This is a genomic window from Roseofilum sp. Guam (genome assembly GCF_017746735.1).
Classification (GTDB): Bacteria; Cyanobacteriota; Cyanobacteriia; order Cyanobacteriales; family Desertifilaceae; genus Roseofilum; species Roseofilum reptotaenium.
This window is the reverse complement of sequence record NZ_JAGHZN010000015.1, coordinates 34,394-48,390: the sequence shown is the minus strand read 5'-3', so window position 1 is coordinate 48,390 and position 13,997 is coordinate 34,394. Positions and strand designations below refer to the sequence as shown.

Below are 13,997 nucleotides of genomic sequence, written 5' to 3'. Positions count from 1 at the left end.
AGCAAAAAAGTTGAAACTTGGTGAAAAAAGTCGTAAAAAGTTAAAAAAGTGATAAAATGGCGGCGGAGTCATATCGGTATAACTAATGGATGTGGAAGCAATCCTGGCATGGGCCGATGAGTTGATGTTGGCTCAAACAGGCACAAGGTTAAGTAGTCTGCAACGAGCGATATTAGCTGGGGTTTGGAAGCATCAGAAATATAAAGAGATTGCGGAATCTTCTCACTGTGGCGAAGCGAATGTGAAAATAGTGGCGGGAAGTTTATGGAAGTTGATTTCGGAAGAGTTAGGGGAAAAGGTTAATAAGAAAAACTTTCGCGCAACATTGGAACGACCTTACATATCTCGCTCTAATGTGATTAATGATTTTGCTAAAAAACACAATTTCAATAAAAGTTATGTGAATATTTGTGATAAAAATTGGTCTTCTGGAGATGTACCCAAACAAGAATCACCGTCTTCCTTGACTAATCAACCCCAACAGCGCCACGATCTCGCAGAAGCGCCAGAATACTGTCCTCTAAATAATCGCAGCACTGAACTAACGACTCTGAAACAGTGGGTATTGGATGAAAAAATCAAGATTGTCACTATTTTGGGATTACCTCGCATCGGTAAAACAACTCTCGCGAGAGCATTGGTAGAAGCAGTTAAAGATCGATTTGACTATGTTATCTGGCGCAACTGCATGAATAGCCTAGAGCGCCAATCTCTGGAAACTGATATTATAGAATTTATCGGCAAAGATGAAACCCAGAAATCGGCAAAGCCGATCAACTATTTGCGCTCCTCTCGTTCCCTGATCATTCTCGATGACTTCCAAGAACTCTTCACTCCGGGTGAGTTGGCTGGGACATATTTACCGGGACAGGAAAGTTATGGTAAGCTCTTAAAAGAAATGGGGCGATCGCACCACCGCAGTTGGTTCCTCCTCCTCTCGTGGGAAAAACCCACAGAAATCGCTACCTTAGAGCGGGAAAATAGCCATTGTCTCAGCTTGCAATTGGGAAGTTTAGGCGCAGCAGCACGGGAAATCTTGAGCAACCACCAACTCAGGGATGAGGAGCTATGGGAAGAACTGATTCAACGTTACGGAGGTAACCCTTCCTGGCTCAATATTATTGCGTCTACTATCCAGGACTTCTTTAACGGTAGCTGCGATCGCTTCCTATCCTATCCTAACCCCTTCCTGGGCGACCTAGAACCGATCTTGCAAGACTATTATCAACGCTTATCCCCCTCGGAAATGACGGTAGTCCAGTGGTTAGCCAGTCACGAAACCCTTGATATTTTCCACAAACCTACAGACTTAGCCTTATCTGATGCTGAATTTTTGCAAGCGATACACTCTTTAATCAAACGGGGAATTATTGAGAAACACACCCATGATAAAGTCGCCCAATTTATACTACAACCGACGATTGCATCTTATGTTAATTTCTTATAGGACTTATGTATAAACATATTTTTTGGGTAATATGCCATGACGCAAGGTATTGCCAGAGTTGTCCCCCGCTTAACACCACAGGAATATTTGGAATGGGAAGTCCAACAACCACTACGCTACGAATATTTTAATGGGGAAGTATTTGCGATCGCAGGGGGAACGTTGCCCCATGCAGATATTGCCCTAAATTTAGCAAGCCTCCTGCGAGAACCGTTACGGGGGCGCTGCAAGGTGCGTAGCTGTGATGAGCGCGATCGCACCGCCCGACACTTCATCCGCTATCCCTGCGTCATCATTGAAGTGCTTTCCCCAAGTACGGAGGCATATGATTCTCCTTCGGAGACGCTACGCGAACGCGGTGGTAAATTTGCCCTATACCGTCGTCTCTCAACCCTACAAGAATATGTTTTAGTGAGTTCTGAAACTAAAACAGTTGAGATTTTTCGGCGGGATGCTGTTGGAGAGTGGCGATTTATTCCCTACAGTGAAGGTGATACGATTGAGTTGATGAGTTTGGAAGTCACGTTATCCCTAAATGCTATTTATGAAGATGTTGTTTTAGAGTTGGAGGATGAAGGGGGTGAAGCCAGTTTATGAACTACCGAGACATCATTACTATTGAGCCAGAAAAACGTGGTGGTAAGCCTTGTGTCCGTGGCTTGCGTATTACAGTCTATGAAGTCCTTGAGTACCTGGCTTCCGAGATGACTGAAGCAGAAATTCTCGACGATTTTCCCGATCTGACGCGAGAAGATTTAAAAGCCTGCATTGCCTATGCTGCTGACCGCGAGCGTCGGTTTATGACTGCCCCATTATCCGTATGAAATTACTTTTTGATGAAAATCTATCACCTAAATTACCAAACCGTCTGAGCGATATTTTCCCAAACTCGCTTCATGTTCGAGATGTGGGAATGAAAGCAACAATCGACCCAATCGTTTGGGATTATGCAAAAGACAATGATCTAATCATCGTCTCGAAAGATGCTGACATGCACGATCTGAGTTTAGTATTTGGAAATCCACCGAAAGTGATTTGGATTCGCCTTGGGAACTGTTCCACATTACAAGTTGAAAATTTGCTGCGTCGGGAGTTTAGTGCGATCGCATTATTTTACGAAGATAAGACTTTATCCCTGCTTGCTTTATCATGATGCGCTAGGTGTTTACTGACTGCGATCGCAGGGATTTTGTTTGGCGATCGCTTGCTATACTTCTATCAAAGACAGATAGCGTTTCATTACTGACTGATTAATGTTTTAGGATGATACCAAGCAGTGATACCATAGCGGTCATACAGAGTGAGCAAAACGTAGGATACTCCGATAATCAGGGGAATACCGAGAAAGACTAAACCGGCAGTAATGATATGGACATTTTCCACCAGAAAGAGCGATCGCATCATCTGCTCCAGAGCAAACCAGATCGGACGGTGAAAGAGGAACATCCCATAGGCGCAATAGGCTATGGTGTGGAATAATCGGTTAAGTCGCGAATTTTGACAAACGACATCAGAAATGCGATAGATCAATAGCACAAAGGAAAACATCAACAGATTGAGTAAAATCGTGTTGTGTTCAATTCCTAGGCTATATTTCTTTTCCCACAACCAGCACAGGGGCAAGAACGCTAAAAATAGTCCCTGATTTAAGGATAATACTTTTCGCCAAATGCGACTCTCAAACCAATTCTTTTTGGCGACTAAAATCCCCCCTATAAAGGGTAAGCTATAGCAAATCAGCCGCATATCAGTAATGTTCAAATAAGTGGCACTGAGGAAGAGCGTTAAGAGAACTACCCCCAGAATTGTCGCTTTGTAGAGAGTTGGAATTTTCTCAATATTGAGCAGTGAGAAGAGACTATAATAAACTAAAATTAATCCCACATACCATAACGTCGGTAAAGGCGGATACCTGTCAGAAGAAAAGATTAATTGTAACCCCAAAACGTGAATCAAGATTTGTCCCCAATCTAACATGCTATAGAGATAACAAAATAGGGCAAGGGAGAGGTAATAAAGTGGGAAGAGTTTAGCCAGCTTTTTGAATAAAAATTTCCCGGCTGTCTGGATATTCGGAAAGGTTAATTGATGTCGGTTAATTAAACTTCCAGCAAGAAAGACTAATAACCCTAAGCTACATTGAAGACTGAGATGGTGTAACGGCGATAAATCAACCGTTGTGCCGAAAAGCTGGAAATGATAGGATTTGAAACAATAATCAGGAAGATTGTACAGTAAGATCATGGAAATTCCTACGGATCTCATGAAATCGAATCGGGATGAGCGATCAACTATTCTGTTCATAGTTCTAGGGTTGATGAGGTTGAACTATATTGCGCACTGCTAATCCCCCGACATCTCCCTTAAAAAGGGCAATTTTCGCTAGTTCCCACCTTTTTCAGGGGGTTGGGGGATCTCAGAGTTGTAGGGATTTTTAAAACTAGCTATTATCCTCTAGAACTTCCAGTGTATGGGCTGGAGGTTCTGTCCATTGGCTTTCAAAAGTTAACTTGGGGTCAATCTTGAAATCGACTGTGCCATTGCCACAAACGGCTTCATCTGGATTAACCCGAAACATGGCCGCATCAATACAACGGGCGAGATAAATAAATTCTTCATCTACCATTCCGGAAACTCCGGCATTGAGGAAATAAACTCCTGGATGAAGAAAGCATTCAAAGGAAAACTGAACGGTAATCACTTGATGAGGTTCAAAGTGAGAAATTTTATGAAAAGAAGGGCTGACAGAGGCTCCACCTAATTCTAAGCCGCTAATGGTTTTAATTAACATGCCAAAGCGCACATTTTGAGCCATTTTGGAAAAGCGGACTTTGAATGTATAGATGTAGGGTTGTCTGCGAATCAGATGATTGACCATTCTACCGGATAAGGTCTCAATGTGAGGGTCAATAATTTCCGCGCCTCTGGTGGTGTAGGAAAGGGTATGTTCGGGGTTAAGATTGGGGTCGTAGTAGTCTCCTAATGTGGGTATGGATGGGGAATGAGGGAAGTCTTTAGAGGGAGCAGATTGCCCATTGGTTTCTGATTTTTCTGGTGTGGGAAGGGTTTGCTGTTGATGCGATTTTTTCAGTTCTTCGCGTAATATATGGCTTTTGTCTGAGGGCGCATAAATCAGTTCTTGATATTTGGAGACGACGAATTTCGGCTTATTGCTGAGGATGATTTCGCCTTTATCCATGAGGATAGCCCGATCGCACAATTCGACCACCGAAGAAGCAGCATGAGATACAAATAACACTGTCCCGCCGCGATCGCGAATATCCTGAATCCGAGCAAAACATTTGCGCTGGAACGCTTCATCTCCCACAGATAGAGCTTCATCGACCACCAAAATATCGGGTTCGACACTGGTTGCCACCGCAAACGCCAAGCGCACGAACATTCCGCTAGAGTATGTTTTTACCGGTTGCTCAATGAATTCACCGATATCTGCAAAGGACACAATCGAGTCAAATTTAGTTTTAATTTCGTCCTTCGTTAACCCCAATAACTGACCATTAAAAAAGACATTCTGCCGCCCTGTAAATTCCGGATTAAATCCACTGCCCAATTCCAACAGAGCCGATAGCCGACCCTTCACCTCTACCTCGCCTGTGCTTGGTGTAAGGGTAGCGGCAATAATTTGTAGCAAGGTACTTTTCCCTGAACCATTGCGCCCCACAATGCCTAGGGTTTGCCCTTGAGGAATTTCTAAATCAATATCATGCAGCGCCCAGAATTCTTGCCCCCTGGTTTTTCCAGGTAGCAACAGCTCTTTGAGGCGATCGCCTGGATGGGCATATCGCTTAAACGACTTAGAAACACCTTTTAGTGAAATCGCCATTTCACTCATGAAAATTACAATATCTTTAGTTCAGTGCGATCGTCAACCAACCCGACACTCTCCCAGGAATAGATGGGTATCCCTTCCCTAGATCACATCGGCAAACGCGGGGCGCAGTCGTCGATAGACCCACAAACCCCCTGACAACAGTACCAGAGAAATGCCCAAAGCACTCATCCATTCTCCCCAATGTTGCATGTGGCCCACTAAAATCAAATCGCGGTAGGTTTCCGAAATCGCTGCCAAAGGATTGAGCCAAAAGACCCACTGTCGCCAAGGTTCGGGAATAATGGTAACCGGATAGACAATCGGAGTCATGTAAAACCACAAATTGGTAATCACCGCTAAACTTTGGGGAATATCGCGCAAAAACACGGTTAATGCCGAGACTAAATAGCCCAAACCTGCCGTAAGCAACAATTGGGGTAACCATGCTAAAGGCAACAATAACAGCGTCGGATGTAGCGTCTGCGTGATCAACCCGCTCAATACAATCAGGGCAATTAACCCCATAGAACTTTCAATGAAGGCGCTCAGAACAGGCACAAGAGGCAATAACCCCAGGGGAAAAACCACCTTTTTCACTAAATTCGGTTGACCAATCACCGCATTTGAGGACTGAAGCAAACCCGTCATAAACGCAGTCCAGGGAAGCAGTCCCGCAAATAACCATAACCCAAACGTGAGATTATTGGCCGCCATGCCCTGGAGATTGAGCTTCACCTTCAGCACAATTGAAAACACATAGGTGTAAATCAGCAACTGCGAGAGCTGATTGAGCAACGGCCACAAATTCCCCAGTACTGAACCCTGATAACGAGCCGCTAAATCCCGGTGAACTAAACTTTTAAGTAAGTTCGCTTGTAGCAACCATTGACGGTTTCCCAGAAATTTGGCGATAATGCGACTTATCGCTCGCGCGATCGCTTCTACTCCCATTCCTCCCTTATTGGCCTTCAACAAAATTCACATCCTCTCTCACCACTGCACAACCCCAGACTCTACAGAGTAGGGCCCTCAAATTTTGACATTCTCCCCGATCAAGTGCAACTGTAGATTGACTCAAAGTTTTGTAAAATTGTAGTCTGAGTTACAGTAATCCAGTCTACTCCATCTCTATATCATAAAAGTATTCAACCCACTCGCATTTTACCCATTAGTGTGAACTTTGATTCCTACGATTCAGGGGACTTCTACGATGAACTCTTCGGGCCCGATGGCAATCCCCGCCCCGAATGTCAAACCCTTATAGACCATTTCAATCATCTTTCTCGCGAACACCTTCATCAACGCCAACAAGCGGCCCAGATTGGACTGTTTAAGCTGGGAGTCACCTTTAATGTCTATGGTGCAGAAGAAGGAACTGAACGGATTTTGCCCTTCGATCTCATTCCCCGTGTCGTCTTATCTCAGGAGTGGAAAACCCTAGAGCAAGGACTCAAACAACGAATTCAAGCCCTCAATTTATTTATTGCTGATATTTATGACCAGCAAAAGATCGTTAAGGATAAAGTCATTCCCGAAGAATTAATTCACTCAGCCACCGGTTTTCTCAAACCCTGTATGGGTCTCAAACCTCCCCAAGATGTTTGGTGTCATATTACTGGAACCGACTTGGTGCGCGACAAAGAAGGACAATGGTACGTTTTAGAAGACAATTTGCGTTGTCCCTCTGGCGTTTCCTATGTCTTGGAAAATCGCCGAGTGATGAAAAGTACCTTTCCTCAAATCTTTACCTTGATGGATATTGAACCGGTCGATCGATATCCTAGCCGTTTGCTCGATACCTTACTCCATCTAGCTCCTGGCCATCTTCCCAACCCCACCGTAGTCCTCTTAACTCCAGGAATATATAACTCAGCCTATTTTGAACATTCATTTTTAGCCCAGCAAATGGGAGTTGAGTTAGTCGAAGGCCGAGATTTAGTCGTTGTTGATGGCTACTTACAAATGCGAACCACGAAGGGATTGCAACGGGTAGATGTGGTCTATCGTCGCATTGATGATAGCTTTATCGATCCGACGGTCTTTAATCCCGATTCCTTGTTAGGCGTTCCCGGTTTAATGGAAGTTTATCAGTCTGGACGAGTCGCTTTAGCCAACGCCCTGGGAACCGGAGTCGCAGATGATAAGGTAATTTATGCCTATGTTCCCCAAATGATTCGCTATTATTTGGACGAAGAGCCAATTTTAGCCAATGTCCCCACCTATCTATGTTGGGAGCCAAAGCAACAAGACTATGTGCTCAACCATTTGCCACAATTAGTGGTTAAAGCCGCCGATGAGTCAGGCGGCTATGGCATGTTGATCGGCCCGAATTCAACTTCAGCCCAACGGGAAGAGTTTGCTCAACGGATTAAGGCCAATCCCCGTAAATATATTGCCCAACCCACCCTCTGTTTATCTAGGGTTCCTACCCTATTAGAGGGGAGTATCGAAGGCTGCCATGTAGATTTGCGCCCCTATATTCTCTATGGTAAAGACATTTCCGTAATGCCTGGAGGTTTAACTAGAGTGGCCCTCAAGCGGGGGTCTCTAGTGGTCAATTCTTCTCAAGGTGGTGGCAGTAAAGATACCTGGGTTTTACGAGATTAGAGGGCTAGGCTAGAGGGGGTGTCATGAAAATAACGATACATTAAGTTTCGTGAATTATTGATAAAAATGAGTTGCTCAAACTCAGGGTTATCCTTTATCCTTCCAGTAACGAGTTTTTCATGGCAAAAAACCTATGATTGAATCACTTGCATTTACTCATGCTTCACTGGCCTACGAAGATACTAACCCAGCTCCCCAATTACGGTCTTTTGAAGGAATTAATGTATCTCTGGCCAAAAGTGCTGTAGGAGTTTTAGCTCTAAGTGTAGCGCTCTCGATTATCAGTGTCGCAGAAAACGCGATGGCCTACCTGAGTTACGGGTCTAGAGGTAATGATGTTGTTTATCTGCAAGACTTGCTAAAACGTGCCGGTTACTTCCCCTATACAGTGGGATCAACCGGTTACTATGGTAGTATTACCTATGATGCAGTCGTCAGTTATCAATACGACATGGGTCTAGCTGTAGATGGAATGGCTGGCGCTCAAACTTTTGCGTCTCTGGAAGCTAATACTGGCGTAGGTGGTGGGACTCATCGAGTGGTTGCTACAGGCGGCTTAAATGTCCGTTCAGGAATGGGGACATCCTTTCCTGTTATTGGTGGACTCGCCAATGGACAACGGGTTTTTGTGGAATACTTCGACCATACCGGGTGGGCTAAACTTACCACGGGTGGATATGTGTCCGGTGGTTATCTGGCCGCACTCTAATCTTTAAAATCAGAATTCTATGACAATAGCGAGTCAGTTATTATGAAACTGACTCGCTATTTGAGTATTTCTTTGTATTAAAAGTTCGTTTTAAACGGCTAGGGATGTGGGGATTAAATCGATTTTACCGCGTTGTACAGCTCGCAATAAACGGTCAATCGATTTCCGTTCATGGGCTTGTAGTTCAGAATAGCTAGACGCGAGTTGCAGGGTATGATAGTCGGTACAAGAAACGACACCGGTTGCACCCACTGCTCCAAAGATTTCGGAAATGCGATCAGATAGCTTTTCTGTTGGAGATAACATAGTTTTTTCTCTTCAACTCATCTTATGTTCCTATTGTGGTTGCTTGTGGTCATCTGTGGGGTGACAACCCCCACATAAAGTTTGTGATTTACGTTGGCTATACAAGTGATTTGGATGGGAGAGATAGGAGGAAGAGGAGAGACGGGGAGGTGGGGACTTGAAGAAGTTTGAATATGTCGCTATTCGCGCATTAGTCTATTCGCCGATTGAAGATCCGTTTAGAATGAGCAGATTTTTACCTCGATTATTCTGATAATACGGGAGCTAGGTTTTGATTACTGTTTGAAGTTAAGTTATGTTAAGTCGTGTCGCAGATTCAATCTATTGGCTCAATCGTTATGTAGAGCGGGCAGAAAATACGGCTCGATTTATTGATGCTAATTTGACCTTAATTTTGGATTCTCCGGTTGGGGTTGTCCATCAGTGGGAACCGTTGGTGATTACGACGGGAGATCGCCAGGTGTTTTGGGAGCGCTATGGCGAAGCGACGAAGGAGAATGTCCGCCATTTTCTCACGTTTGACGCGAAAAACCCTAATTCGATTTTGTCGTGTTTGTGGATGGCTCGTGAGAATGCGCGATCGATTCGAGAGGTGATTTCTTCGGAGATGTGGCAGCAAATTAATGAATTTTATTACATGGTCAAGGAGACTTCTCCGGAGGGTTCAATGGTGGAGTTATCGGATTTTTATACGGAAGTTAAACGCTGTAGCCATTTGTTTGCCGGATTCATGGATGCCACGATGTCCCATAATGAGGGTTGGCATTTTGGCTTGATTGGCCGGTTGTTAGAACGGGCAGATAAGACTTCGCGAATTTTAGATGTGAAGTATTTTATTTTATTGCCTTCGGCTCAGGATGTGGGCACAACTTTAGATGAAATTCATTGGATAGCCCTGTTAAAATCTGCGAGTGCTTATGAAATGTATCGCAAACAAATACACCGTCACCAAATTACGCCTATGGGAGTAGCAGAGTTTTTATTGCTCGATCGCCACTTCCCCCGTGCAGTACGCTCTTGTCTGTTTCGCTCTGAGCAGTCTCTCCATAGAATTAATGGTACAGCACCGGCAACCTGGAGTGATTCGGCCGAACGAGCCTTGGGTCGTCTGCGATCGGAGTTGGAATACATCACCATTGAGGAGATTATTCAACAGGGATTACATGAATTTGTGGATAATTTACAAAAACAGTTAAATTTGGTGGGCGAGCAACTCTATCAAACCTATTTCTCTTTAGAGTCGGTGCATTAAATTAACTAAAGATGGCAACAGAAACACATGCGCTATAAAATTATCCACTCAACTTATTATACTTATAGTGAATTTGTGGCTCTGAGTCCCCATTGGCTGCGGTTGCGATCGCGCTCCGATGGCTGGCAAACCCTGCATCACTTTCAGTTAGAGATCGATCCACTCCCTACGGGTCAATCCTCTGTCCTCGATGAAGAGGGCAATGTTCTGGAAAAAATTTGGTTTGATGCTCAGGAACTCAAAGCACTGAAGATTACTGCGACTTCAGAAGTGGAAACCCATTGTACCAACCCCTTTAATTATCTCTTAGAGCCTTGGGCCGTTCAATTTCCGATTGATTATCCGTCTAGTCTACTGGCTCGGCTATCCCCCTATTTTGCCCCTAGAACACTGCCGAGTCCAATCGATCCCAGGGTTTATACTTGGGCGATGGATATTGCAGATCGCGTTCGCTATCAAGTTACCCCGTTTCTGAGTGCGATTAATCAGCAAGTTTATGAACGGTGCGATTATTATATTCGTGATACGGGCGATCCTTTTCCTCCGGGAATAACTTGGGAACAAAAAGGGGGAACTTGTCGAGATTATGCTGTTCTGTTTATGGAAGCCTGTCGTGCCATGGGTTTAGCCGCACGGTTTGTCAGTGGCTATCAAGAAGGCGATCGCGATACAACAGACCGCCACCTGCATGCTTGGGCAGAAGTCTACCTTCCAGGAGCAGGATGGCGGGGCTATGACCCCACCCATGGTCTAGCTGTCAGTAATGGCCATATTGCCGTAGCGGCTAGTGCCATTCCCCAAAATACAGCTCCCGTTTCTGGCACCCTGCGCCGCTCTCAGGTACACAGTCAAATGGACTTTGATTTGGCGATCGAATTTTTAGATCCTAGCTACTACCTTGGCTCTTAGGACAAGTAGGGGCGAAAAATTTTTCGCCCCTACTGCCTATTGCCTAGTTTTTAGATTAATCTGTGGTTAAATCTCCATCGTCTTCCTGGGCGTAATACTCCCAATCAATATTGGGAATACTTTCAACTGCCTGGTTGAGAGCAACTTCCCAGGTTTTGCGAAGCCTGCCTAAATAAGGGTCTCTCAGAGGAAGTTCAAGCTGGTGGCGGATCGCCAAACTATCCCGTTCGTACATTACAAGATTGATAGGTGGCCCTACGGAAATATTCGATTTCATCGTAGAATCGATGGATAAGATCGCTGCTTTCGCTGCAACTTCTACTGGGGTGTCAAAGTTCAACGTGCGATCGAGAATCGGTTTACCATATTTAGTTTCCCCAATTTGTAAAAACGGGGTTTCTGGAGTCGCTTGAATCGAATTACCCTGTGTATAAACCAGATAAAGTTCTGGGTCTTCCCCCTGAATTTGTCCCCCCACTAAAAAGTTACAATGGTAATCAATACCGTCTTTTTCCAACCAAGCTCGGTCTTGTTCGAGCAATTGCCGGGTTTTACTGCCGATATAGCGGGCAATTTCGTGGAAAGTTGGTAGAGAATGCAAATTAAGATCCTGCTGCACTTTAATATCTTTCTTCAAACTAGAGACTACCGCTTGGGTAACAGAGAGGTTCCCCGAAGTACACAGGATAATCACTCGTTCTCCAGGTAGGGAGAAATCAAATAACTTACGATAAGTGGAAATATAATCGACTCCAGCATTGGTTCGCGAGTCTGCCGCCAGCACCAGACCAGAACGGGTGATAATGCCAAGACAATAGGTCATAGAAGCTAGAGAAAAACGCCTTACTGATTGTACGGAATTTTAGGAATGTGGCGTTTCCCGCATGTATCCTTTATTGATATGAATTCAGAGGTAATCGAGTATGAATTCGCTAAAAACCGCTTTAATGTTTACAGGTGGGTGCTTAAGTGTGTGTCTGGCCGCTTCTCCAGTCCAATCACTGCAATTGCACTTTCAGTCTCTTGATGGCAAAACCAGGGCCGATGTCTCGTTGGGAGGCTTTGGAACTGATTGGACAGTTCATTACGATGTCGAGATCGATCTTTATCAAGATCCAACCAAAGACCCGATAGATTCTTTTCTCAAGGGTGAGAGTTATTGGACTTATTTCCATAATGGTTTTTCCGATCCCAATTTGCTCGATCTAATAAGGACTAGACCTTTCCGATGTTCTCCCACGGAGTGTTTATTCCCACTTAAGCGTAAACCGGCTAACCTCTCTGGTACAGCTGGCTGGGGTTTTATTACACAGCAATTGAATAATAAGTGGTACTTTCAACATCTGGGTTCCCCTTGGAGTACATATAGCATGGGTCAGTTTAGTCTAAGGCTCGATTGTGCGTCAGATTTCCTCTCCTGTGTTGGCTCATATGGAAGCATGGGCCTGTATATCAGCAGTACTCATCTGTTGTGGTATTCGGGGCCGATGCAGTTTGTAGGATTTACTAATCCAACTCCAACTCCAACTCCAACGCCAGATCCTATTAGGGTTCCAGAACCTTCTGTTGTGTTGGGACTGCTGTTCTTGAGTGGTTTGGGTTTGCTTAAAAAGAGAAGAATGTAAATCCCAATAAGAAAGGCGATCGTCTCTGATGACCTGGTAGACTATCTATTGGTACTCTCTACTAGAGAAGCAAGAATGGTCATATCCAATCATTTGGAAACTGAAAAACGGATAACGAGTGCGATCGCTCTGGGAAGTAACCTTGGCGACTCTCGCGCTATCCTAGAAAATGCCCTAAAAACGATTGACCAAACTCCTGGAATTACCGTCAAAACCTATTCGAGTTGGTACAAAACTGCACCCATTGGCCCCTCACAACCGGATTATCTGAATGGCTGTGCCCTGTTAGAAGTCCAACTCAGCCCTCACGAGTTACTCAAAACGCTGCTCAATATTGAAGACAAATTTGGCCGAGTCCGTCAAGAAAGGTGGGGCGCGCGAACATTAGATTTAGATGTACTATTATTTGGCGATTTAATTCTAGAGACGACCGATCTGCAAATTCCCCATCCTCGGATGACTGAAAGAGCATTCGTGTTAGTCCCCTTGGCGGAAATTGCCCCAGACTGGATCGAACCCGTTTCTGGGAAGGCAATTTCTCAACTGGTGGAAACAGTAGACTGTTCTGGAGTGGCTTTATCCATCAAGCGGAACTAACCCCGGGCGACCTTAAGATCGAGTCCCATTAACCGGGGCTAAATTGCTCCAAAATAAGGCTTTTGAGGAATCAAACCCCCGAACCCGATGAATGTTTGCTTTGATTGCGCCTTGAGTCAGGTCTTGTAAAAGTGTACCCCCCTGAATCAGGATATAGCCGTCGCGATCAGGAATAGAAAACCAGCCAGACTCCCGCGTATAGCCTTCCAATCCTTTAATCGAAATTACTAGTGTAATTAAAGACCTATCTTTGTGAGGAGTGACTACAATTTTCTGACGATCGGCGTTTTCAATGTATGTTACATACTCTTGTTCTCGATCGTAAAAATACAATCCATAATTTTGTTTCCGAGAAAACTCTTGTAAAAACCCCTGCGGATATCCAAGACCGAGAGAAATTATTTCTAGGAGCCTAGAAATAAACTCAAAGTATTGGTTTACTTGTGTATTTTGTTGCTCCTCAAATCGGCTATAAGTCCCATGAAAAACAGATCCTTCACCCGTGTAAGCATCTTCTCCATAATAGACATCAACTGAATCCTGGAGATTATCCAGTTGCTGGTCTATATTAATTCTGGCTTTAATCGTATCCTTAATATAGAAAAAACCAAATTGAGTTAGACTTTTTTTTACTTCTTCTATCAGATCATCTTCCGATCGATCTAATCCTTCAATAGTTGGATACTGTTCGAGCATCATTGTACTCATAATTC

16 protein-coding genes are annotated in these 13,997 nt (G+C 44.4%); 10 read left to right on the top strand and 6 right to left on the bottom strand.

Annotated features, from left to right (window positions below; translation table 11 throughout):
- Window positions 1-85: 85 nt before the first annotated feature.
- The 4 genes from J7529_RS07305 to J7529_RS07290 are packed head-to-tail and all read left to right on the top strand — an operon-like array spanning window position 86 to window position 2,600.
- On the top strand, window positions 86-1,447 hold the full coding sequence (locus J7529_RS07305; protein ID WP_318728440.1) for an NB-ARC domain-containing protein: 1,362 nt from the start codon (window positions 86-88) through the stop codon (window positions 1,445-1,447).
- A gap of 36 nt (window positions 1,448-1,483) precedes the next feature.
- A complete protein-coding gene (locus J7529_RS07300; RefSeq protein ID WP_318728439.1) occupies window positions 1,484-2,044 on the top strand; it encodes a Uma2 family endonuclease in 561 nt (186 codons plus the stop codon).
- Window positions 2,041-2,271 (top strand): DUF433 domain-containing protein, encoded by a 231-nt coding sequence (locus J7529_RS07295; RefSeq protein ID WP_318728438.1) that lies wholly within the window; start codon window positions 2,041-2,043, stop codon window positions 2,269-2,271. Before J7529_RS07300 ends, J7529_RS07295 begins: the two co-directional genes overlap by 4 nt.
- Window positions 2,268-2,600, top strand: coding sequence for a DUF5615 family PIN-like protein (locus J7529_RS07290; protein WP_318698464.1), 333 nt, complete (start codon window positions 2,268-2,270; stop codon window positions 2,598-2,600). The genes J7529_RS07295 and J7529_RS07290 overlap by 4 nt, the downstream gene beginning before the upstream one ends.
- Before the next feature lie 86 nt (window positions 2,601-2,686).
- Here the strand turns inward: J7529_RS07290 and J7529_RS07285 are convergent, their stop codons facing one another.
- The 3 genes from J7529_RS07285 to J7529_RS07275 form a co-directional block, all read right to left on the bottom strand.
- Window positions 2,687-3,751 (bottom strand): acyltransferase family protein, encoded by a 1,065-nt coding sequence (locus tag J7529_RS07285; RefSeq protein ID WP_318728437.1) that lies wholly within the window; start codon window positions 3,749-3,751, stop codon window positions 2,687-2,689.
- Window positions 3,752-3,887: 136 nt separating this feature from the next.
- The gene (locus J7529_RS07280; RefSeq protein ID WP_413038829.1) at window positions 3,888-5,300 is read right to left on the bottom strand and encodes an ABC transporter ATP-binding protein; all 1,413 of its coding nucleotides are present in this window, start codon (window positions 5,298-5,300) and stop codon (window positions 3,888-3,890) included.
- Window positions 5,301-5,378: 78 nt separating this feature from the next.
- On the bottom strand, window positions 5,379-6,254 hold the full coding sequence (locus tag J7529_RS07275) for an ABC transporter permease (RefSeq protein ID WP_271942609.1): 876 nt from the start codon (window positions 6,252-6,254) through the stop codon (window positions 5,379-5,381).
- A gap of 198 nt (window positions 6,255-6,452) precedes the next feature.
- Here J7529_RS07275 and J7529_RS07270 point away from each other — a divergent pair, with 198 nt between their 5' ends.
- The gene (locus tag J7529_RS07270; RefSeq protein ID WP_318728435.1) at window positions 6,453-7,886 is read left to right on the top strand and encodes a circularly permuted type 2 ATP-grasp protein; all 1,434 of its coding nucleotides are present in this window, start codon (window positions 6,453-6,455) and stop codon (window positions 7,884-7,886) included.
- Window positions 7,887-8,019: 133 nt separating this feature from the next.
- Entirely contained in the window at window positions 8,020-8,595 is a 576-nt protein-coding gene (locus J7529_RS07265) for a peptidoglycan-binding protein (RefSeq protein ID WP_271942616.1), read from the top strand.
- 90 nt (window positions 8,596-8,685) lie between these two features.
- Here the strand turns inward: J7529_RS07265 and J7529_RS07260 are convergent, their stop codons facing one another.
- Window positions 8,686-8,901, bottom strand: a complete 216-nt coding sequence (locus J7529_RS07260) for a hypothetical protein (protein WP_271942619.1) — start codon at window positions 8,899-8,901, stop codon at window positions 8,686-8,688.
- Window positions 8,902-9,196: 295 nt separating this feature from the next.
- Here J7529_RS07260 and J7529_RS07255 point away from each other — a divergent pair, with 295 nt between their 5' ends.
- Both J7529_RS07255 and J7529_RS07250 read left to right on the top strand, forming a co-directional pair.
- The gene (locus J7529_RS07255; RefSeq protein ID WP_318728434.1) at window positions 9,197-10,153 is read left to right on the top strand and encodes an alpha-E domain-containing protein; all 957 of its coding nucleotides are present in this window, start codon (window positions 9,197-9,199) and stop codon (window positions 10,151-10,153) included.
- A gap of 27 nt (window positions 10,154-10,180) precedes the next feature.
- A complete protein-coding gene (locus J7529_RS07250) occupies window positions 10,181-11,062 on the top strand; it encodes a transglutaminase family protein (RefSeq protein ID WP_318728433.1) in 882 nt (293 codons plus the stop codon).
- A 55-nt stretch (window positions 11,063-11,117) separates the two neighbouring features.
- On the opposite strand, the gene J7529_RS07245 is transcribed toward J7529_RS07250, so the two are convergent.
- Window positions 11,118-11,885, bottom strand: a complete 768-nt coding sequence (locus tag J7529_RS07245; RefSeq protein ID WP_318728432.1) for a proteasome-type protease — start codon at window positions 11,883-11,885, stop codon at window positions 11,118-11,120.
- Between the two features lie 100 nt (window positions 11,886-11,985).
- Here J7529_RS07245 and J7529_RS07240 point away from each other — a divergent pair, with 100 nt between their 5' ends.
- Window positions 11,986-12,687 carry a PEP-CTERM sorting domain-containing protein gene (locus tag J7529_RS07240; RefSeq protein ID WP_318728431.1) on the top strand — a complete coding sequence of 234 codons (702 nt, stop codon included), beginning with the start codon at window positions 11,986-11,988 and terminating at the stop codon, window positions 12,685-12,687.
- Between the two features lie 75 nt (window positions 12,688-12,762).
- The gene (gene folK, locus J7529_RS07235; RefSeq protein WP_318728430.1) at window positions 12,763-13,284 is read left to right on the top strand and encodes a 2-amino-4-hydroxy-6-hydroxymethyldihydropteridine diphosphokinase; all 522 of its coding nucleotides are present in this window, start codon (window positions 12,763-12,765) and stop codon (window positions 13,282-13,284) included.
- Window positions 13,285-13,296: 12 nt separating this feature from the next.
- Here the strand turns inward: folK and J7529_RS07230 are convergent, their stop codons facing one another.
- Window positions 13,297-13,992 carry a 2OG-Fe(II) oxygenase family protein gene (locus J7529_RS07230; protein WP_318728429.1) on the bottom strand — a complete coding sequence of 232 codons (696 nt, stop codon included), beginning with the start codon at window positions 13,990-13,992 and terminating at the stop codon, window positions 13,297-13,299.
- Between the last annotated feature and the right edge of the window lie 5 nt (window positions 13,993-13,997).